General features: G+C 47.1%; 19 protein-coding genes and 1 riboswitch. Of the genes, 4 read left to right on the top strand and 15 right to left on the bottom strand.

What is annotated here, in order from left to right:
• Positions 1–89: 89 nt before the first annotated feature.
• Complete coding sequence (locus tag ABC765_RS02190; RefSeq protein WP_347980616.1) at positions 90–458, bottom strand: hypothetical protein; 369 nt, start codon at positions 456–458, stop codon at positions 90–92.
• Between the two features lie 81 nt (positions 459–539).
• Positions 540–1,094, bottom strand: a complete 555-nt coding sequence (locus tag ABC765_RS02185; protein WP_347952805.1) for a folate family ECF transporter S component — start codon at positions 1,092–1,094, stop codon at positions 540–542.
• Between the two features lie 54 nt (positions 1,095–1,148).
• Positions 1,149–1,242: riboswitch (THF riboswitch) on the bottom strand.
• 174 nt (positions 1,243–1,416) lie between these two features.
• On the opposite strand from ABC765_RS02185, the gene ABC765_RS02180 reads away from it, so the two are divergent.
• Entirely contained in the window at positions 1,417–2,271 is an 855-nt protein-coding gene (locus ABC765_RS02180; protein WP_347952804.1) for an aldo/keto reductase, read from the top strand.
• 154 nt (positions 2,272–2,425) lie between these two features.
• Positions 2,426–3,151 (top strand): M57 family metalloprotease, encoded by a 726-nt coding sequence (locus ABC765_RS02175; RefSeq protein ID WP_347952803.1) that lies wholly within the window; start codon positions 2,426–2,428, stop codon positions 3,149–3,151.
• Between the two features lie 46 nt (positions 3,152–3,197).
• On the opposite strand, the gene ABC765_RS02170 is transcribed toward ABC765_RS02175, so the two are convergent.
• The 6 genes from ABC765_RS02170 to ABC765_RS02145 form a co-directional block, all read right to left on the bottom strand.
• On the bottom strand, positions 3,198–3,563 hold the full coding sequence (locus ABC765_RS02170; protein ID WP_347980615.1) for a DUF1304 domain-containing protein: 366 nt from the start codon (positions 3,561–3,563) through the stop codon (positions 3,198–3,200).
• Between the two features lie 112 nt (positions 3,564–3,675).
• Positions 3,676–3,882 carry a hypothetical protein gene (locus ABC765_RS02165; RefSeq protein WP_347952801.1) on the bottom strand — a complete coding sequence of 69 codons (207 nt, stop codon included), beginning with the start codon at positions 3,880–3,882 and terminating at the stop codon, positions 3,676–3,678.
• A 3-nt stretch (positions 3,883–3,885) separates the two neighbouring features.
• The gene (locus ABC765_RS02160; protein ID WP_347963323.1) at positions 3,886–4,584 is read right to left on the bottom strand and encodes an MIP/aquaporin family protein; all 699 of its coding nucleotides are present in this window, start codon (positions 4,582–4,584) and stop codon (positions 3,886–3,888) included.
• A 111-nt stretch (positions 4,585–4,695) separates the two neighbouring features.
• Positions 4,696–6,057: a glucose-6-phosphate isomerase gene (locus ABC765_RS02155; RefSeq protein WP_347952799.1), complete on the bottom strand. Its 1,362-nt coding sequence runs from the start codon at positions 6,055–6,057 to the stop codon at positions 4,696–4,698.
• A gap of 244 nt (positions 6,058–6,301) precedes the next feature.
• The gene (locus ABC765_RS02150; RefSeq protein ID WP_347980614.1) at positions 6,302–7,573 is read right to left on the bottom strand and encodes an oligosaccharide MFS transporter; all 1,272 of its coding nucleotides are present in this window, start codon (positions 7,571–7,573) and stop codon (positions 6,302–6,304) included.
• 17 nt (positions 7,574–7,590) lie between these two features.
• The gene (locus ABC765_RS02145) at positions 7,591–8,568 is read right to left on the bottom strand and encodes a glycoside hydrolase family 43 protein (RefSeq protein WP_347952797.1); all 978 of its coding nucleotides are present in this window, start codon (positions 8,566–8,568) and stop codon (positions 7,591–7,593) included.
• A 214-nt stretch (positions 8,569–8,782) separates the two neighbouring features.
• On the opposite strand from ABC765_RS02145, the gene ABC765_RS02140 reads away from it, so the two are divergent.
• A complete protein-coding gene (locus ABC765_RS02140) occupies positions 8,783–9,676 on the top strand; it encodes an ArsR family transcriptional regulator (RefSeq protein ID WP_347952796.1) in 894 nt (297 codons plus the stop codon).
• Positions 9,677–9,802: 126 nt separating this feature from the next.
• On the opposite strand, the gene araA is transcribed toward ABC765_RS02140, so the two are convergent.
• The 7 genes from araA to ABC765_RS02105 all read right to left on the bottom strand — a co-directional run bounded on the left by araA (position 9,803) and on the right by ABC765_RS02105 (position 20,004).
• Complete coding sequence (gene araA / locus ABC765_RS02135; RefSeq protein WP_347952795.1) at positions 9,803–11,227, bottom strand: L-arabinose isomerase; 1,425 nt, start codon at positions 11,225–11,227, stop codon at positions 9,803–9,805.
• 143 nt (positions 11,228–11,370) lie between these two features.
• Entirely contained in the window at positions 11,371–12,738 is a 1,368-nt protein-coding gene (locus tag ABC765_RS02130; RefSeq protein WP_180305063.1) for a sugar porter family MFS transporter, read from the bottom strand.
• Between the two features lie 224 nt (positions 12,739–12,962).
• Entirely contained in the window at positions 12,963–14,045 is a 1,083-nt protein-coding gene (locus ABC765_RS02125; RefSeq protein ID WP_347952793.1) for a GntR family transcriptional regulator, read from the bottom strand.
• A 160-nt stretch (positions 14,046–14,205) separates the two neighbouring features.
• Positions 14,206–14,937: an L-ribulose-5-phosphate 4-epimerase gene (locus tag ABC765_RS02120; RefSeq protein ID WP_006500325.1), complete on the bottom strand. Its 732-nt coding sequence runs from the start codon at positions 14,935–14,937 to the stop codon at positions 14,206–14,208.
• 16 nt (positions 14,938–14,953) lie between these two features.
• Positions 14,954–16,558: an FGGY-family carbohydrate kinase gene (locus tag ABC765_RS02115; protein WP_347980613.1), complete on the bottom strand. Its 1,605-nt coding sequence runs from the start codon at positions 16,556–16,558 to the stop codon at positions 14,954–14,956.
• Between the two features lie 180 nt (positions 16,559–16,738).
• On the bottom strand, positions 16,739–17,992 hold the full coding sequence (locus ABC765_RS02110) for an MFS transporter (RefSeq protein WP_347980612.1): 1,254 nt from the start codon (positions 17,990–17,992) through the stop codon (positions 16,739–16,741).
• Positions 17,993–17,997: 5 nt separating this feature from the next.
• The gene (locus ABC765_RS02105; RefSeq protein ID WP_347980611.1) at positions 17,998–20,004 is read right to left on the bottom strand and encodes a beta-galactosidase; all 2,007 of its coding nucleotides are present in this window, start codon (positions 20,002–20,004) and stop codon (positions 17,998–18,000) included.
• Positions 20,005–20,170: 166 nt separating this feature from the next.
• Here ABC765_RS02105 and ABC765_RS02100 point away from each other — a divergent pair, with 166 nt between their 5' ends.
• Entirely contained in the window at positions 20,171–21,088 is a 918-nt protein-coding gene (locus ABC765_RS02100; protein WP_347963320.1) for an AraC family transcriptional regulator, read from the top strand.
• The last annotated feature ends 38 nt before the right edge of the window (positions 21,089–21,126 follow it).

The following is a 21,126-nucleotide window of genomic DNA, read 5'->3' as shown; positions in this document are numbered from 1 at the left end:
TTCTCTCTTCTCTTAATTTCACCACTGCATTTCATTTTAGCAGAAAGGGCTTAGAAAAGTTAAGTCATTCCTCCAACCGTCTTTCATGATTATTTAACGAAATGTCGAATCAACCAATTAACCAGCCAGAAAAGCAGGCCATAAGCTGCAGTACCCAGTATGATCAGTCCCAGCCAGATCACAGTCTCTTTTTTCAGCTGACCTGAAGCAGCAATCATTGTCGCTGTGCTCATCCCACCAAGCAATGCGTATATTCCTACCGTCATCAATAGGCTTTTTTTAGAGTTGATCCTCTCCAGCAGCCAGTCAAGATAATACCATTGAATCAAGGCAACCAAGCTAATGACAGCTATTATCTTCCAAAAACCAAGCGGCGGTGGAAAATCTGCTCCCAACAGTGCTATTCCGAGACTGCCAATAATAAAGACAGCCGTTTCGCTGATTTTAATTTTTTTCATAACCAAATTCCCCAATTATAATCAAAGGCAATCAAAAAGCATGATTCTGACCATCATCAAAATCATGCTCCTATTGTTATTTTAATCAAAAGTCGTCTTGAGGCCAGCCCGTTCAACTGCCTTTAAAAGCGTTAAGACGATCAATGTCTCAATTGGCCAGGAAATAACCTCTTTGGGCAGTCGTACCATCAATAGTGCCATAAAAGACATCGCACTGCTGCCTTGCCCTATTCCCATCAAATAAAGCCAAAGCGTCGTAAAAAAAACATTGGTAATCAGGATCTGGCAAAATTCATAAATCAAGATTCGCCGCCAGTTGATCTGCTGCTGATATAGGAACATCCCGGCAATTATTCCTGAAATTGCAGCTGATAGAGTGAAGCCAGGGAAAAACATGGCCCCAGAGCTCAACAGCGTATTACTAATCAGATCGTTGATAATCATTGACAGCGCGCCGATCCAGGGCCCCAGTAAAAAGCCAATCAGTGCCGTAGCAATAAAGCCTAAACCAATCTTTAAGACTGCCGGATCACCAATCGACAGCTTCTCCAAAATAATCTGCAGCGCAATCAGCATTGCTGCCAGCGCCATTCTCTTAGTATCAAACTTGGGACCGTGCAGTGACAATATTTTCATAATCAACATCTCCCTAAAATTTTTTGTTAGGGAACAACATTGACCATGGTCTCCGGTGGTGAATGCGGAAAATACAAGCAGCCGCAGCTTCCTTCCGGTTTCCACATTCCGCTCCACCGGACAATAACTCATATTTTCCTACCCCAACGCTTGATATTGTACGACTTAAAGCTTTCCTTTTCAATATTTGATCTAATATCATTCGTATTTTAATTCAGATGGTAATTTAGACATTTGAGATTGGATTTACTCATAAATTACCTGACAACTTAGCGTATAATTTAGTTAGCTTATTTTTTACAGCAAAGAAAGGATTTTAAAAATGGCCACTCAAATCAGCAATCAATTTTTAACCCTGGCAGATGGCAACCAAATGCCGCAAGAAGGTTTTGGATTATATAAAATCACGGATGAAAAAGAAGCCGTCAACGCCATTAAGTGGGCATACGAAGCTGGTTACCGTTTGTTTGATACGGCGCAGATGTATGAAAATGAAGAATTCGTTGGTGAGGGTCTGCGGCAGCTGTCCGCACCACGTGAAAGCTATTTTGTTACGACCAAGGTTTCAGAAGCCAACCAAGGCTACGACCAAACCAAGCAGTCAGTTGTCAGCTCATTAAAAAAGCTTGGCCTAGATTATGTTGACCTGCTTTTGATCCACTGGCCGGTTCACCAACACTTCTTTGAAACCTGGCGAGCCTTTGAAGACTTGAAGGCAGAAGGATTGGTACGTTCGATTGGCGTTTCCAACTATGGCATGGTGCATTTGGAATATCTGGCAACCAAAGCGCGTGAAATGCCGGTTTTGGATCAATTGGAGGTTCATCCCTGGCTGACGGAAAAACCAATGCTAAAGTTCAATGCCGAACACAACATCATTACGCAGGCCTGGAGTCCACTTGGCCGCGGCAAGCGTCTGGATGATCCAGTGCTGCTTAAATTAGCTGCGGCACACGGAAAAACGCCTGCTCAGATTATCCTGCGCTGGCATCTGCAAAACGGCATTGCGATCATTCCAAAATCCGTTCATCAAGACCGCATCAAAGCCAATGCCGATATTTTTGACTTTGAGCTATCACCAGCCGAAATGCAGCAGATTGACGGGTTAAACACCAATCATCGCATCAGTAAGGAACCGGAAATGGTCTACGAGTTCGGCTACCAATACCCATATTAATCTTCAATCGTCATTAGACAGCGTGGTGCAGAGCTTTTCTGCGTCACGCTGTTTTAAAATCTCTTAAATTTCGTGTTAGGCTGTCTTCAAATTAGACGTCACTGGAGCAAAAAGGTAAAATAACCTTACAACTGCCGCAAAGGAGGGAATCGCCATGCGACGTTTTTTTAGCACCATCATGCTTTATGCCGTTATCCTGATTGGCTTTAGCTGGGTCTATCATAATAACGACAATGCACGGGCTGCAGTAAATCGAATCGCCTATGTCGCGCAGGCCAACTTTCAGCAGCTAAAGAGTCGCGTGACTGGTCAAAAGGCTACCACTACCGCTTCAGCCAAGACGCAGCAGACCAGCAGCGATTCAGATTCGGTCAGTGGTCGCTGGAAGAAAACAACGGCCACCGTCTATGTCAGCTATGAAAACCAGACACTGCAGCAGGCCGCCTTGGATGCAATCGCCAAATGGAACGCTACCGGAAGCTTTAAGTTCACGCAGACCAGCAACAGAAAAAATGCCGATATCGTCATGACAACCATGAACAAAGACAATGATGCCGCTGGAATGACTCAGATGAGCGTTGATTCATTAACCGGCTATTTCGTTCATGGCACGGTCTACTTAAATACCGCCTACCTGCTTGATCCCTCCTATGGCTATACCATGGAACGAATCGTCAACACGGCCGAGCATGAATTGGGGCATGCTATCGGGCTGCAGCATACCAACGACATCTCAGTCATGCAGCCAGCCGGATCGCTCTATACCATCCAGCAGCGTGACATTGATGCCGTCAACGAGCTTTACAGCAGCCAGGCCAGCTCCAGCAGCTCAGCTAACTCCAGCATCAAAACCTCAACTCAAAACGTCGCTGCCAATTAAAAAATCGCTAAGATTGATCAACCAATCTTAGCGATTTTATTTTACTTTATACCAGCACCCAGCAGACTGCAGCCAGAACTGCCGGCAGCATCTGCATTGCCCAGACCTTTTTGCCAACCGTCAGACCGCCATAAAAAGCAACGACAATGACAAAGCTCAACAACAACAGCCACACTTTAATCAAAACGGTGCCGCTAAAAAGCCAATAGCTGATGATCAAAGACAGCCCCAGCATACCGTTATAGATGCCTTGATTGGCAAATGACACCCGCGCTTCTTTTTGACCAACGTATTCTTCTGAAAGTCCAAATGCCTTGGCCTGCTTAGCGGGACTGGCAAACATTTCCAACCCCATAATCCCCAGATGCTCAATTCCAACCAGCATTGTTAAAATCAGTGCTAAAATCTCCATGAATATCCCCCATTGATTAAATGTCTAGCTAATTATTGCAAGAAACCTGGTTAAGTGCAAGCAATCAAGGATGCAAAACGCGCCCGTCGCCAGTGGCAAACGAGCGCGTTTCTTATTTAAGATGTCGATAGATGTGAAACAGCCAAAGCCAGGTACCAAGCAAAAAAATACAGTAGCCGGCACTAAGCCAGGCCAGCCAATGAATGAACGGCAAGACTCGCAAAGCCGCGATGACATAAAAGCAGATGGTCAGTACGCACCAAACCGCCAGCCTGGTCTGCACCCGTTTCAGTTCCGTCTGCAGCTTTTCTTTTTTCATGCTTTATTTCACCGTCATTTGCAAAAGCGTTGCTAATAAAGCACCTGCCAACGGTCCCAGCATCGGTACCCAGGCATAGTCCCACATTGCACTTGATTTGTTCGGTACTGGAATGATCGTATAGGCCAATCGCGGTCCCCAGTCACGAGCCGGATTCAGCGCAAAGCCAGTCGTCGTCCCCAAACCGGCCCCAATCACAAAGATCACCAGCCCAACAACGACCGGTTTTAACCCAGTCGTAAAATTCCCTAGATTATAAAGCACCAGCATAAAGACAAACGTCGCAATCAACTCGCTCAAGAAGTTGAACAGATTGCTGCGAATCCCAGGGACGGTTGAAAAAATACCGATATTGTTGTGCTTAGGATCCTTGGTTGCCTTAAAATGCGGCCAGAATTGGATCATGACTAAAACAGCACCTAAAAATGCTCCCAAGAACTGCCCAACTAGATAAGGCGCCACCTGCGACCAGGGAAAGGTTCCAGCTACGGCAAAAGCAATAGTGACCGCGGGATTTAGATGTCCCTGCGCACCAAACGAAGCCGCCACATAGACTCCCATAGTTACGGCAATCCCCCAGGCAAACGTTACATAGAACCAGTCGCTTTGACCACGCGCCATCGTCTTATTTAGATTCAAGCCTGCACCGACACCGCATCCCAAAACGATCAGTGTCAGCGTGCCCAAAAATTCTCCCAGCATTTATGATTCTCCTTAATTAAATGGTTTTAACAATTTAATATTTAGTTTTCAAAACTACATCCATTAAATTAAAAAACGCCATTCGCCAGTCCCAGCGAATGACGCGAAAAATTATTTTTCGTTTTCCTTCATTTGTGCCCGCAATTGATCGCCAACTGCCTCAAAGCCTGGTTTGCCCAACAGACCAAACATGTTCGTCTTGTAGGCCTCAACGCCCGGCTGGTTGAATGGGTTGATCCCGTTTAGGTAGCCGGAAATGCCCATGGCAACCTCAAAGAAGTAGATCAAACTGCCCAGCGTGTATTCATCCTCGCGAGGAATGTGCACTGTCATGACTGGCACGCCACCGGCATTGTGCGCTGCCACGACGGCTTGGTAGGCCTTGGTGTTGACCCAGTCCATGTTCTTGCCCTGCAGGTAGGCCAAACCGTCCAGATCGTTTTCAGCTGCTGGAATCGTGACGTCATGGTTTGGCGTGTCCAGCTTAACGACCGTTTCCATCAGATTGCGCATGCCTTCTTGGATGTATTGACCAAGCGAGTGCAGGTCGGTCGTAAAGTTGGCGCTGGATGGGTAGATGCCCTTTTGATCCTTGCCTTCAGATTCACCAGCCAGCTGCTTCCACCATTCGGCAAACATCGTCATGTTCGGCTCGTAGTTTTCCAGCAGCTCCGTCGTAAAGCCCTTGCGGTACAAAATGTTGCGGTAGGCTGCGTACTGGTAGGCCTCGTTTTGCGTCAGATCTGGGTTGGCGTACGACTTTTCCGCGTCAGCCGCCCCTGCCATCAATTGGTCGATGTCAGCCCCAGAAACGGCGATCGGCAGCAGACCAACTGCACTCAGGACTGAGTAGCGGCCGCCCACGCCATCCGGAATCACAAACGTTTCCCAGCCGGCATCGTCAGCTTCAGTCTTTAAAGCGCCGCGCTTAGCATCAGTCGTAGCGTAGATCCGCTGGTTGGCTCCTTTTTCGCCATACTTTTTGACCAGCAGCTCCCGGAAGATCCGGAAGGCAATGGCTGGTTCCGTAGTCGTACCAGACTTGGAGACCACGTTGACGGAGAAGTCGCGGTCGCCGATCAGCTGAACCAGATCATGCAGGTATGACGAGCTCAGTGAGTTGCCGGCAAACAGAACCAGTGGGAACTTGCGGTCGGCTGGCTTTTGCGAGTAGTAGAACGAGTCGTGCAGAAAGTCAATGGCCATCCGCGTACCCAGGTATGAGCCGCCGATCCCGATTACGACCAGGACTTCTGAATCTGATTGAATCTTTTTGGCCGCCTTTTTGATGCGGTCAAATTCTTCATGATCATATTCCGTTGGCAGATGCAGCCAGTCGCGGAAGTCGGCACCGGCCCCCGTTCCGTTGCGCAGCTCGCTGTCGGCCGCGTTGACCATCGCCTGCATTTCGCCCAGTTCGTTTTCGTGCACGAACTTCTTCAGTGCACTGGCGTCAAATGAAATTTGCGTCATTAAAAAACACTTCTTTCCTTAAATCTATCCAACATATGATTTCACAATAAAATAATAGCCGATTGTGGAGCCGGTTTCAATGCTGATCTGGAACTTGTCACTATTAATGAAATTGTTAATAAGCATTATGCTTGTAAAACACACGGTTGCACAAATAAATACAAAAATCAGACTTCAAAAAGCGCCACCCTTCAAATGGCGACGCTTTAAGCAATCAGAGTGTTGATTCAGTTAAGCAGATTGATTATTTTGAAGCGTCTGCATTAGCTGGGGCACTGACTTCACCGGCTTGAACCTTGTCTTCTTTCTTTAAGCCGAAAGCACAGATGATCGTAACGACTAAAACGATCGCCCCTAAAATATAGTAGGTGTGCTGGAAGCCAAATGCATCGTACCACTTACCTGCTAAAGTCGAGAAGATAAAGACCGAAATCTGCTTGGCAAAATTAGATGCTAGCGCATAAACCGTCGCATACAGTCGCAAATCAAATGAACCGGAGATGTACTTCATGATTGAAACCAAAACCAGCGGCATTTCAAAACCAGCCAACAGCCGTAAGACAATGACCCAGCCAACCGATGGCGACATTGCAGAACCAATAATCCGTACGCCCAGGATCAAGCCATAGATAATCAAGCCGTTTTTTGAACCAATCTTATTGATAATGTAAGGCATTGGAATCATCAGCAGAAATTCAAGCGCCGTCTGCGTACTGGTCATGTAGCTGTATGCCAGCGTCCCTTGAGCCGCAGTATGGAAAAAGCTCTTGAAAAAGATAATAAATTGCTGATCAAAAACATCATAGATTGCTGACGTTCCAATATAAAACAGCGAAAGGTACCAGAAATTCTTTAATTTAAAAATCGAACCCAGCTGCTTCATATTTAATTGTGAGGAAGTCTTGTCAACCCCAACGGCAGCCAGATTATCAAGGTGAATCTTATCGCTAAAGACCAAGCAGCATGTCAGGATCACTGCTGAAACCGTGCAGGCCCAAAAGATTGAGTTGGGGCTCCACAAAAACAGCCGACCACCAACCAGAGAAGCAATTGCACCGGCCAACGAGCCACCCATTCTGGAGTGACCATATTCAAATTTATTAGTCAGACTGGCCCGCTGCACGTATTGCTCAATTACCGAAACCCCACCATTTAAGATAAAGCTAAGATAGATCCCGGTTACAAAGCCAACCAGTGCCGTATTCACCTTTAATAATGGATGAAAGACCCATTGGAAATATGGACCGATTAAAATCATCCCGATTGCAATCGTGATTACCAGGTTCTTTTTCATTACCAAGCGGTCGGAGATAACTCCAAAGATTGGCTGGAAGATCAAAGAAACCCCTGACATCATCGAAAAGACGAACCCAGCTTGAACACCATTGAAATGGGCTTCTTGTTCAAGCCAAAGCGTCAAATAGCCAAAAACGATTGCCCAGGTAAAGTGCGTAATTGGAAAACCCCAAAAATCCTTGGTTGCATGCTTTTTAGGCGTTGTTTGTTCATTATTCATGATAATTCCACCTCAATCTAATCGTAGTTATATGGAACTGGCTTGCCAAAATCTGGCGTACCATCGTCATTCCAATCAAAAGGCTTGACCAGCGTATGGCGATTCGGATCATACAGAGGGTCGCCCTTGATTTCGGTATAGTCGCGGCAGTGATATACCATCAGATCAGTTTTACCGTCTTCGGCCACCGTAAACGAATTATGTCCCGGTCCATACTGGTGTGTCGTCAGGTCACTTTGAAAGACTGGTTCTTTAGACTTGCTCCAGTTGTCCGCATTTAATAGATCAGCATCATCAGAGCAGGTCAACATCCCCATTGCATAGTTTTCGTCAGTTGCACTGGCAGAATAGGTCATAAAGAAGCGGCCGTTGCGGTGAATAACGGCTGGTCCCTCGTTAACCCAAAAGCCGCGGATTTCCCAATCATATTCTGGTTTTGAAAGCATGACCGGTTTAGTAGCCAGCGTCCAGGGATTTTTCATTTTAGCGATGTAGAGATTGGAATTGCCGCGAATGGCTGGATCTTTTTGTGCCCAGACATAGTAGTGGTCGCCTTGCCAATCAAATTCGGTAGCATCTAAAGAGAAGGTGTCCTTATCCGTCTTGATCTGCCCTTTTTCAATCCATTCTTCTTCGGCACAGACAGGATTTTCCTGGTCGCATTCAATGCAAAACATACGATGCTGGAACATGCCATTGTTATCAAATTCTTTGGTATGTGAAGCTGCGAAGTAGATGTACCATTTGCCATCAATAAAATGAATCTCTGGCGCCCAAATCAACTGGCTCATTGGACCACTGCCATCAGGGTGCTTGCGCCAAACCGTTCTTGGTGCAGCATGCGCAAGTCCTTCTAAAGTTCTTGCTCGTCGAATCTCAATCCGATCATATGATGGTACGGAAGCCGTAAAGTAGTAATAGCCATCAGTGTGCTTATAGATATATGGATCCGCACGCTGAATGATTAATGGTGCCGTATAGGCCAATTTACTCATTGATAATTCCTCCTAAAATATTTATCCGGTTAACCTTCTATAATGTAACCGATTTCTGTACGCCTTTATATAACATTTTTAATATTTATCCGCATAAATTATTGATAAACAATATTTTGATTGTCTATAATCAATATTGCAGTTAATGCACAGCGTTTACACAACCTTTTCATTGATTGTTTTTAAGGATTAATCATCTAAGGAGTTTTTTCGTATGGAAACATCCATTTCAAACGACTGGCTACCGGTCTATAAAGCATTGGCAAACCCTATTAGACTTCAGATTATTCAGCTGCTGGCGAGAAAGGCCCAAAGTATTTCTGCACTGGCTGCTCAGCTGGGCGTCAGTGAAACGATTACTGCTAAGCACCTCAATCAGCTAGCCGCAACCGGAATCGTTTCCTTCTCGCATCAAGGACACTTTAAGATTGCCAAGCTGCAGGTTGATCAGATCAATATCAAGTTCCCCAATATCATCTACCCTTCTTATAATGCCTATACGGTTAAGATTCCCGTTGGCCACTATACCAATTTCTCAGTTGCTCCCTCATGCGGTTTGGCAGGACGAGACGGCTATATTGGCCGCGTTGATCATCCATCATATTTCATGGATCCACAGCGCATCTTTGCCGGCATGATCTGGTGGAACAATGGTTTTGTTGAATACCAGTTTCCCAACCATCTGACCAGTCATGATCAGCTGCGAATGATTGACATTACAGCCGAACTGGGCTCAGAATTTCCGTTTTCCAACAACAACTGGCCTTCCGACATCACCGTTTCGCTTAATAGCGTTCCCTTAGGCTACTGGACCAGCCCAGGCGACTTCTCAGACGTCCACGGCAAATACACGCCAGCCTGGGTTCCCAGCAATGTCAATCAGTATGGCTTGCAAAAAGTCTTTCGTATTACCGACCATGGCTCCTATCTTGACGGTGAGCCATGGTCCAAGGTTTCGTTAAGTGATCTCCCCTATCAAAATGATCGTTTCACGCTGCGCTTTGAGATTCAGAATTTTGCAACGCATAAAGGCGGCTGTACGATTTTTGGCAAGGGTTTTGGCAACTATAATCAAGATATTGAGGTGAAGGTCTATTCAGCCGATTGATCAAACAACAGCTAAAGAGCCGCCCAGCAGACAGCTGAGCGGCTCTTTAGTTTTAGATACACAGTAATTAAGATTTTGAGTGGCTAGGATTGTTCAGAGCAGAGAATAGGCAAAGAGTTATAAGAATTATTCGGCATATTCAACATTGCATTCAAGCATCTTGAACAGGTCCTTGATCTGCTGTGGCTTAATAGTAAAGCTCAGGATCGTGTGGTGACCGCCACCGGCATGCATCCAGAATTCAGCCCCATCACGCAGACCAGTCGTTGGCGTCCATAATTGCTTGGCAACTGGCAGATGCGGCGTTTCCTTTTCTGGCTTGTGGCAGTCAACACTGTAACCGATGATCTTGTAGCCGTCACGGAAGTCAGAGAGCGTAACGTCAATGGCCTTGCCTTCTGAACCGGTAAATACCAGCCGAGCCGGATCATCCTTGCCGCCAATGTCCAGTGGATGTACCTCAACGCGTGGCTTATCAGAGGCAATGGTTGGGTCAACTTCCAACATGTGCGAGCCAAGGATAGCTTCGTGACCATGACGCAGATCCAGCGTGTAGTCTTCCATAAAGGCCGTCTTTTCATTGTTGGACAGAATCTTCAGCAGCCGATCCATTCCGGCCGTCTTCCAGTCACCTTCTGCCCCGAAGCCATAGCCATCCCGCATCAGCATTTGCGAAGCCAGACCTGGCAATTGCTTTAAGCCGTGCAGATCTTCAAAGTTGGTGGTAAAGGCCGTGTAACCCTTGTCATCCATGAACTTCTTGATGGCAAGATATTCACGCAGCTGGTAGCGAACCGATTCAACGTACTTTTCATGATCGTTGTCGCCTTCTACCATTTCGTATTGATCTTCAAGCTTCTTGTATTCAGCATCAATGTCTTTTTCATCAACGGCATCAACATATTCAACCAAGTCGCCAACTGGCCAGTAGTCAACGGTCCAGCCCAGACGGATCTCGGCTTCAACCTTGTCGCCTTCCGTAACGGCAACATTGCGCATCGTATCGCCAAAACGAACGATCTTAAGCTTAAAGCTTTCATTGTAGGCAACGGCAACCATTTGCCAATCAGCGATCTCTTGTTGAACGTCTTCATCGCCCCAGTAGCCGTAAACGATCTTGTTGCCCTTGTTAAGGCGCGCGTTGATGTAGGCATATTCACGATCACCATGAGCCGATTGATTCAGGTTCATGTAGTCAAAGTCGATCGTGTCATATGGAATGTTGTTCAGATATTGCGTAGCCAGGTGCAGCAGCGGCTTTTGCAGCAGGCGCGTACCGCGAATCCAGTTTTTGGCTGGCGAGAAAGTGTGCATCCAGGTAACTACCCCGGCAACCTTGTCGTTGTAGTTGGCATCCTTCATAAATTGCGTAATGCCTTCTGCCGTGGTCATAACGCCCTTAAAGACGATTGGGTAGGGGAGCTTGCCCGAAGCATTTAATTTATCGACAATGTCTTGAGCGTCTTTAGCAACTGACTTTAATTGTTCTTCACCGTACAGGAATTGTGAACCGGCAACGAACCAAAATTCATAGTCTGAAATCTTTAACATAAGTTTGATCTCCTTTTACAAGAAGTTTTAGTCTGCTAAGCTGCTGAAAACGGTTTAAGCAGCTTATGTGATAAGAATAGCTTATTTGTCCGTACAATTCAATTACTTTTATCGAAATTTATCTGATGAATTACCAAATGCCGCTAGTGAGCTTTCTTAGCTTCAGATTTAGCCAGATGTTCCCGCAGGCCTGCTTCGATTTCTTCCAGCGACTTGCCACGCGTCTCGATAAAGTACTTGTGCGTGAACCAGACACAGATGAAACAGATGATCCCATAGGTAATAAAGGTATTTGACAAGCCCATGGCACTAAGCATGGATGGGAAAGTCAGCGAGACCAGCATGTCGGCAATCCAGTTGGTAGCCGATGCCAAAGAAGTCCCTAACCCACGAATGTTCAATGGGAAGACCTCACCGATCAGAACCCAGGTGATTGGTGCCCAAGTACATGCGTAAAAGGCAACGTAAACGGTCAAGCAGATGGCGCTGACATAAGCAGCCGCCTTGCCGCCAGCATTAAAGTGCAGGATCCCCGCCATGATAAACAGTGACAGTCCCATGCCGGTAGCACCGACACACAGCATCTTCTTACGGTCAACGTGGTCCATCATCAGCATAGCGACAACCGTTACGATAACGTTGATCGTCCCGATACCAATGTGGGCAAGCAGAGCAGCTGCAACACCCCAGCCAACCTTGGTAAAGATAGTTGGTGCATAAAAGACGACTGAGTTGGAACCAATGATCTGTTGAAAGATTGCCGCGCCCAGACCAGTAATCAGAGCGGGACGAACCAGTGGACTGAACAGTTCCTTCCAGCCACCAGCCTTTTGCTTGGCCTGTTCATGAATTTCTTTTAATGAGTTGTCAACGGCAGCCTTGTCGCCTTTGTTGGTGTTCATCAAGACGGCCCGTGCTTCATCTTCCTTACCGATCTTAACTAAGAAACGAGGCGATTCTGGCAGGAAGAATGAACCAATAAACAGAATAAATGCAGGTAAGGCAGCAAAGCCAAGCATCCAGCGCCAGCCAGTGTACATGCCTTCAAACGTGTAGTTCAAAATGTAGGCCAGCAGAATCCCAATCATGACCATCAGCTGGAACATCGTCGCCACGGCACCATGAATCTTTTTAGGCGCCAATTCGTGCAGATAGGCCGGAATCAAGGCTGAGGTGATCCCAACCCCGATCCCTAAGATGATCCGCGTCACCAGTAAAGTCCAATATTCTGGTGCAAAACCAGATCCCAGAGCCCCAATCGCAAAGATAATCGAAGCCCAGATCAGCAGCTTGCGCCGGCCATACTTGTCCAAAAACTTAGACGTACCCAAAGCACCCAGCGTCGCACCGATCAAAACTGAACTGACGACCCAGCCCTGCTGCCAAGAGTTAAGATGCAGCTGCTTTTGAATGAATAGGATCGCCCCAGAAACCGAGGCAATGTCATACCCAAACAACAGTCCACCTAACGCCCCAAACGTATAGATGAAGCCGTTTGATACTTTCTTCATAATAAATCCATCTCCCAATAATGGTTGTTGTCCCATTACGACTATCAGCTTTTTGAAACCGTTTCCCGGAAAACGCTTACGGTTACTATTATATGTTTTTGTCCGTATAAGTCAATACTGATATTGTTTTTTTATACGCAACATTTTTGCGGATGAATAATAAATACCAAACAAAAAGCCGCCTGCAGTATTTTGCAGACAGCTCGTACATAATTCAGCCGTTATTAGTTTAATTTACGCACTGAATCATTAAAAATCAGTTTGGCATCATATTCAATCGGCTTAACCTCTTCACCATCGATCAAACTCATAATCATCCGGCCAGCATCTAGTCCCATTTTTTCTTTAGGGTGCTCAATCGTCGTCAGACGCGGCGTAAAGTAGCGTCCCAAAACATAGTCGTCAAAACCAACAATGCTGACGTCTTCAGGAATCTTTAGGCCAGCTGAGCGCACCACGTCCATTACTTGAATTGCCAAGGCATCGTTATAGCAGACGATTGCCGTTGGATGATCAGGCCGTTCCATAATTTGAGTCACGCGCTGAAAAATCCGATTCATATCCTGCCCCGACTGATACATGACGGTCTCACTCAAGTACGAGATGTCAGGGTATTCCATATAGGCATTGATAAAGCCTTCCATCCGGCGCGTTCCCTGCAGATCATCAACCTGAAAAATACCCAAGATCCGCTTGTGGCCTTGTTTGATCAAATACTTAGTCATCTCGTATTCAGCTTTTTTATCCTTGATTTCCAAATAAGGCGCCTGCAGCTGCGGGTAGTGGGCGTTGATAAAAACCATTGGCAAATGACTCTGGGCGATTTTTTGATAAAGATCCATATTGGTGTTGGCCAGCGCACTTTGCGTCGGTTCCACGATCAGTCCAGCAATCTGCGTATCAAGCAGCCGCTCCAGACTGCGCCGTTCATTTTCTCTTTGGTTGTGCGTATTGCTGACGATTAAAGAATACCCATGCGCAGAAACGATTCGGTCAATCCCGCTGATAATGTTGGGAAAGATGTAGTCAACCAGATGCGTCGTCACCAACCCGATCATTTTGTTGTTGGCTTTAGGCGGCTGTTGGCTGTCCTGCCAATCATCAACATACATGCCGCCACCTTGGATTCGGTAGACGTAATGCGCGTTCTGCAGCTCGCTGATTGCCCGTCTGACCGTATAGCGGCTGACGCCAAACGTTTCCATCAGGTTTGATTCCGTGGGCAGCTTGTCGCCGACTTGATACTTGCCGGACTCGATCTCTTTTTGAATTGCTTTTCTGATAATTTCATATTTAATCTCTGCCATTGAACCAGCCTCTTATATTTTTCATTGTAATGATGATTAATTCTTATTTTACGATAGTTTTAACAATTTTATGTCATTTAAGCAATAAAAATCCCGCCAATTCGCATTCACAGCGTAATCTTGGCGGGAATTTGTTCAATGCTTGCTGTCAGGCGTGCAGTTAGTTTTCACGCTTGGCATGATCCTTGGAATGCGCGTTGTTTTGACCATAGTAGGCATTGGCACCGTGCTTGCGGTAGTAGTGCTTGTCCAGCAGATACTGCGGCAGCTCCAGGTTTTGACGCGTCAATTGCATGGCATGATAGTCCTCTTCAGCTACTACCTCCAGCACCTTGGCATTGTAGACGGCCTTGTCTGGCGTTGGTCCCCAGGCAAATGGTCCGTGCTGTGAGACCAATGCGGCTGGCGTTGCTTCATAGTCCAAGCCGCGTTCTTTAAACGTCCGCACGATCGTCTTGCCCGTGTTGCCTTCGTAGTCTTCTTCAATCTCTTCTTTGGTCAGAGCATCGGCAGCTGGCACGTCGGTATAGAAGGTATCAGCATGCGTCGTGTTCAGTGCTGGGACGTCCATGTTGGCCGCCGCAAACGAAACGGCCCATGGCGAGTGCGTGTGCACGATCCCGCCAATCTTTGGGAAATGGTTGTACAGATAAGTGTGCGTTGGCGTGTCGGAAGATGGGTTCATGTCACCTTCTACGACCTCGCCCTTCAAGTTGACGACAACCATGTCTTCTGGCTTCAGCTCATCATATGGAACTCCAGATGGCTTGATGACGTACAGCCCCTTTTCACGATCGATTCCTGAAACATTGCCCCACGTAAATGAAACCAGTCCCAGCTTGGGCAGCTGCATGTTGGCTTCATAGACTTCTTGTTTTAATTCTTCAAGCATGTTGTATTCCTCCCAATTAATCCAGCTTCATTGACTCACCAGCTGCTTTTTCAGCCGGCATTGCCTGCTTATAGTTGTCGATAAACTTCTCGTAGCCCTTAACGCTTTCCGGCTCTGGCGACAGCGTAGCGATTTCCTGATTGGCAAAGACCTCGTCATCAAGAAAATCAGCCAGGTCTTTACCATGACTGTCAGCAGCATACAAAGCCAGTACCGCCATGCCCCATGGACCACCTTCACCAGCATTGCTCATGACGCTGATTGGCGTGTTTAAGGCATCAGCCAAGACTTGTTGGGCAACGACCGGCGTCTTAAACAAACCACCCTGTGCAATCAAGACATCAGTGCGGATATGTTCCTCGCGCAGCAGAATGTCCATGCCGATCTTTAATGGCGCAAACGCAGAATAGAGCTGGACCTTAAACAGGTTGGCCAGATTAAACCGGCTGTCCGGCTTGCGAACCAGCAGCGGCCGTCCTTCATCAACCCGCGTGATGTTTTCACCAGACAGATAGCTGAAGTTGACCAGCCCGCCGCCATCCTGCTCACCGCGCAGCGAGGCATCAAACAGTTTTTCATACAATTCGTTTGGCGACAGCGTAACACCAAGCAGCCGCGCGAATTGATTGAAGACTGCCGCCCAGGCGTTGATGTCAGACGAGCAGTTATTGGTGTGAACCATCGCAACCGGCGCTCCATCCGGCGTGGTAACCAGATCGATATCACGGTGAACCTGGCTGAGTTTTTGATCCAGGACAACCATCGAAAATGCCGACGTCCCGGCTGAAATATTGCCGGTGCGCTTACGAACAGCATTAGTGGCAACCATACCAGTTCCAGCGTCACCTTCGCTTGGTGCCAAAAGCGAGCCGGGCTGCAGCAGACCGCTTGGATCCAGCTTTTTAGCCCCAGCCGCCGTCAAATGACCAGCCGTTTCGCCTGCCACCAAGACCTTAGGCAGGATTTCCTTGATATCCCAGTCATATTGATCAACTTCCGGCAGACTGGCAAACTTATCCAGCATTGCAGCATCATAGTCATGCGTAGCCTCATCAATCGGAAACATTCCTGAGGCGTCGCCAATTCCCGTCGTCTTTTCTCCCGTCAGCTGCCAGGTTACGTAACCATCCAGCGTCGTGATAAAGTCAATGTCTTTTACATGTTCTTCATGATTTAAGATTGCCTGGTAAAGATGCGCGATACTCCAGCGTTCTGGAATATTAAAATCAAACAGTTCCGTCAGTTTGGCAGCTGCTTGACCAGTAATGTTGTTGCGCCAGGTTCTAAATGGGACCAGCAGCTGGTTTTCCTTATTAAATGGCATATAGCCGTGCATCATGGCGCTGATGCCGATCGCACCGATTCTAGTCAGCTTTAGATCATATTTTTCACTGATTTCAGCAGCCATCTTGGCATAGCTGGTCTGAATCCCTTCCCAGACCTTTTCTATTGGATAGGTCCAGATATGATGATCCAATTCGTTTTCCCATACGTAGTCTCCACTGGCAATCGTCTGAAAATCATTCGTAACCAGAACCGTTTTAATGCGTGTCGACCCCAGCTCAATCCCCAGGGCTGTCTGGGCATTTTCAATCTTTGTCTTGATTTGTTCTTGATCCATAAGGCAGGCTCCTCCTGACTAAATAATTTGTTATGGATTGATCTTAGATAACGATTACATTTTAATATTTTTGTCCGTATAAATCAACCGGACAATTCAATAAATAAAAAGAGCCGTCATTGGGAGATGGATCATGACGGCCCTTTTGAGAGTAGATAGTAAACGTCTAGGGTAAAGCAATTATTTAACGCAACGAATCATCTGAATGAAGACGCAGGCCAAAACGGCAAAGGCAATTGCTACTGGGAAGACCAGGCTGTAGCCGGCCATGCCAACCAAAGCACTGGTAACGATCGGTCCAGCCGTCTGCCCAAGCGTCGTGGCAATGTTTAAGATCCCGAGGTCCTTGCCGGCTTCTTCTTTGTTTGGCAAGACGTCAACGTTTAAGGCCTGGTCAACGGCACCATAGACGGCATAGCCCAGCCCGGCAAAACCGGCAAACAGAATCATGGAAAATGAAGTCTTCATGACCCATGGCAGCAGATAGCCGATTGCCAATAGCAGCGAGGCAATGTTGACCGGAATCTTGCGCCGGCCCAATTTGTCTGAGATCGCGCCTGAAGTCAAAGAGCCAATCAAGGCAACGACCATTGTGACTACCGACATGATGGAGATCGTCGCCGCCGCGGCCGTCTTGCTTTGACCAATGTAGCTTTCCAGAATGTAAAGCTGGTAGTTTAAGATCATGTAGTAGCTGAAGATCAGCAGCGTCCGTCCGGTGAAGGCCAGCCAAAAGTCGCGCGCGTTGTGCATTGGCGGACGAAATGAGGCTAAGAACTCCTTGAAGCCGCCCTCGACTGGTGGCAGGTCTTTAGAAGACTTTTCCCGCGGCCAGACAACGATCGTGGCAATTCCGGCCAGACCCATCAAGATACCGGCCGTCGCAAAACCGGGGATCTGAATCGTAATGAACTTGGCCCCGATCAGCGTCCCTAATGAAGAGCCGACCGTCGTCCCAGCCGAGTTGAATGCCGACATCGTAGCCCGCATGTCGTCTGGCACTCGATCAGACAATGTTGCAATGACTGGTGCCAGCATCATGTTCAAGCCGAACATGCAGACACAGTAGATGATCCCAATCAGCCAGGCGTTGTCGACGATCCCGATCAAAAACAGGGTTACACCGGCTAAGATGGCGCCCCAAAAGATCCAGGGCGTCCGGCGGCCAAACCGAGAACGCGTCCGGTCAGACAGATTCCCAAACAGCAGATTGGCAACCAAAGAGGCAATGGCCGTAGCCGCGTTGACGTAGCCAAAGATGGTCGTTGAGGCGGCCTCGCCGGCAATGTCGCGCAGGTGCTGCGGCAATAAGACGGCCGAAACGATTGCCAGCCCCGTCATCCAAAGAATGGCGCAGACAAAGAAGCCGGCCGTAAAGCGGATGCGCCCGCTTTTATCTAACTTGATTTCTTCTGGTTTTTTAGCAGTATCCATAGTGATTATCCTCTTTTCATAATCTTGACGTCCCATGGTGCCAATTCAACTTCTTGACCGGCCGCCACTGAGGTATCAGTCAGCAGCTCAGTGGCCGCAAACGGCATTATGATCGCTTGGTTCTCATCTGAATAATTAAAAATAAAATCAATCTTTTCTGCCTGTTCATTAATGCCGCTCTTAACGATCAATGGGAATTGGACCTGATAGCTGCCAGCCAGGCCTAACACGGCAACGATATGCTCAACCAGGCGCATAACGATGGCTTCATTTGGCCAGCAGCCCAGATACCAGGTCATCCCTTTGCCAAACTTATTTTCAGTAATGGCCGCGTATGATTTCCAGTGATGATCATAGGTAGCCAAAACCTTCGCGCCATCAGTTTCCAAAAGCTCAGCCCAGTTGCTGATCTGACCATCAACATCCTTAAAGACGCCAGCACTGTCAGCTAAGCCTTCGCCATTCGGGTCGACAAACATTTCATAATGCGCGCCCACTGCTTGGCTGATGATGCCCGGCTGTCGAGTCGTTCTAACCTTGACGTGCTCGTTGGCAACACCATCTTTAAACGTGTAGAGAACATGGCCGCCATTTTCAACGTAGTCATTCAGTTTCTGTAAGAACTCATCGGTTGCCGTATAAAGCATCGGTACGACCAACAGATCATACTTTGCCGGATCAATCAGCTTAGGATCCAAGACGTCGGTAGCGATGTTTTGACGATAGAAAGCATCATACAAGCGACGGAAAACGTCATTATATTTGGCGTCCTCACCAATGCCAAATTCCATCCACGGTCCAGATGTTGCCGTCAGACTGGCATTATCAACGACAAAAGCAACCTTGGCCGTGTGTTTGAGATTGATCAGATCAGCTGACAGCTTTTTAAAGGCCGCTCCGACTTTTTTGGCTTCGTTATAAACTGGATTCGGTTGGAAATCATGACTTAAGAGCCCTTTCCAATAAGTCTCAAACGAATTGTGAATTGAATGCCAGTGCCAGTATTCAACCATGTTGGCACCACTGGCAACATGTGAGAAGGCCAATTGGAAAAGCTGGCCAGGGTATGGCGTCCAAGTCTTAAATGCCTGAGCCTGCGTTTCTAAGACCAGGTAGTTCTGCTGCTTGATCGAACGAGCGATGTCACCAGCAAAAGAGATTTCGGCCCCTGTCAACTGACGCTGAGAAGGATGATAGACATCGATTCCCACAACGTCTAAAGGCTTGGCAACTGCGAAATGATCAACGTCGGGCTGTACCCCATACGAATAGCCGCGCCATTCAAAATCAAAGTTGTGCGTAATGAATTGATTATCATGCGTATACTCGCGCACGATCGCCGTCTGCCATGCCAGATAATCGGTCACCAGCTGGCGTTGATACTTGGCAAATTCACCGGCCAAGCTGCCATTGATCGTTCCATTAACGTTTGGAAAGTCTTCCCAGGCATTAATCCGGTTTGACCAGTAGTCCAAGCCAAATTCGGCGTTCAAAGCATCCAGATCACCATTAAACGCCTGCTTTAGATAATCGACAAAGCCGGCCTGCACGTTGCGGCTGGAAGTTCCATAATGCTTGGTCTCATTGTCAACCTGATAGCCGATCACGTTATCATACTCACGCGTTACCTGCATCATCTGCCGAATGATTCGCTCAGCATAAAAACGGAAGGTCGGATTGGTAATGTCCATAATCTGACGAGCACCATATGGCAGACGATTTCCTTGTCGTTCAACTAACACATCCGGATATTCTTTCGCCAGCCAGGTTGGAAAAGCATAGGTTGGCGTACCAACTATTACTTTCATACCGTTTTTATCCATTTTATCCAAAGTATAAATCAATTTACTGAAATCAAATTCACCATCATGCGGCTCATAGGTGCTCCAGGTACTTTCACCAATGCGAACCACATTGATTCCGGCTGCCTTCATCATTTCAATGTCTTGATCAATGCGATCGTAAGGGAGATATTCGAAATAATAAGCAACCCCATATAACAACTGTTTCATTTTTGCATCCCTTTCTGCTACAATTTAGTAAGCGATTTCTGAAAGCTGATGTCTATATTATGAAAGCGCTAACCAAAATAGCGAAGGGCCTTTACCATGAAGAAATGTCCCTTTTCCACGAAAGATCATTTATACGGATAAATTGTTCATTTTCGAGGTATAACCAATGCAAAAATATCAATCAAAAATTCTGCAAAATGCAATCCGCCTGCCTGCCATCAATTGGAATCTTTCTTTTTTCGGCGGCCATTTTCAACATGTCAATGCTGGCTGGCATGTCGGCATCGAACAGCATCTGGCTTTTGAGGTGATTCAGATTCTTTCAGGTCAGGAACGCGTCAACCTGCATCGTAAATCCTACCTACTGACGGCTGGCGATATTCTGATTATCCCGCCCAACCTGGCCCATGACATTACCTGTGTTGAAGAGATGGACTATTTCAACTTTCACTTTGACCTGGATGATGCCGGCTTCATTCGCCTGTTGATCGAAAACGGTTTGATCTATTACCCAAACGCCACTCAGCAAAACATGGCCCTGCAGCCCAGTCTGCAGGCACTAAATCAGTTGGTTGACCCAACCATGGACTATTCGTTTGAAAGCAAGCTTTTGATCCAGCGCTATCTTACCGATTTTTTGCTGGCTTTGATTCATCAGACCGGCACGCATTCATCAGCCTATAACCTAAATCAGCTGTCCTATGCCTCATCAATTGCCAGCGAGGTTAAAGAACAGCTCGAACTGCAGATCCATGTTTACCTGACTGAGGGAATTGACCCGCGCGAGGTTGGCAGATTGACGATTGAACAGATCATCAGCACGCTGCAAATCAGTCCCAGCTATGGCTTTGAATTATTTAAAAGCGTCTATGGCGAGTCGCCGCGAGCCTATCTTTCTAAGCTCAAACTGCAAAAAGCCCAGCAGCTGCTGTTGATGCCCAAGCTTTCAATCGGTGAGATCAGTACAGCGCTGGGTTACCAGGAAGCCTCCCATTTTTCCCGCCAGTTCAAGCGCTGGTGTGGTCAAACGCCAATGCAGTACCGCCAGACTGCCAAGAAGCATTCACAAGAACAAGCCAAATAAAAAAGGATCGCGAATTTTGCGATCCTTTTTTATTGATG

Source organism: Limosilactobacillus sp. WILCCON 0051, assembly GCF_039955095.1.
GTDB lineage: Bacteria > Bacillota > Bacilli > Lactobacillales > Lactobacillaceae > Limosilactobacillus > Limosilactobacillus allomucosae.
The sequence above is the reverse complement of the archived record's forward strand: the minus strand, read 5'-3'. Positions and strand labels throughout refer to the sequence as shown.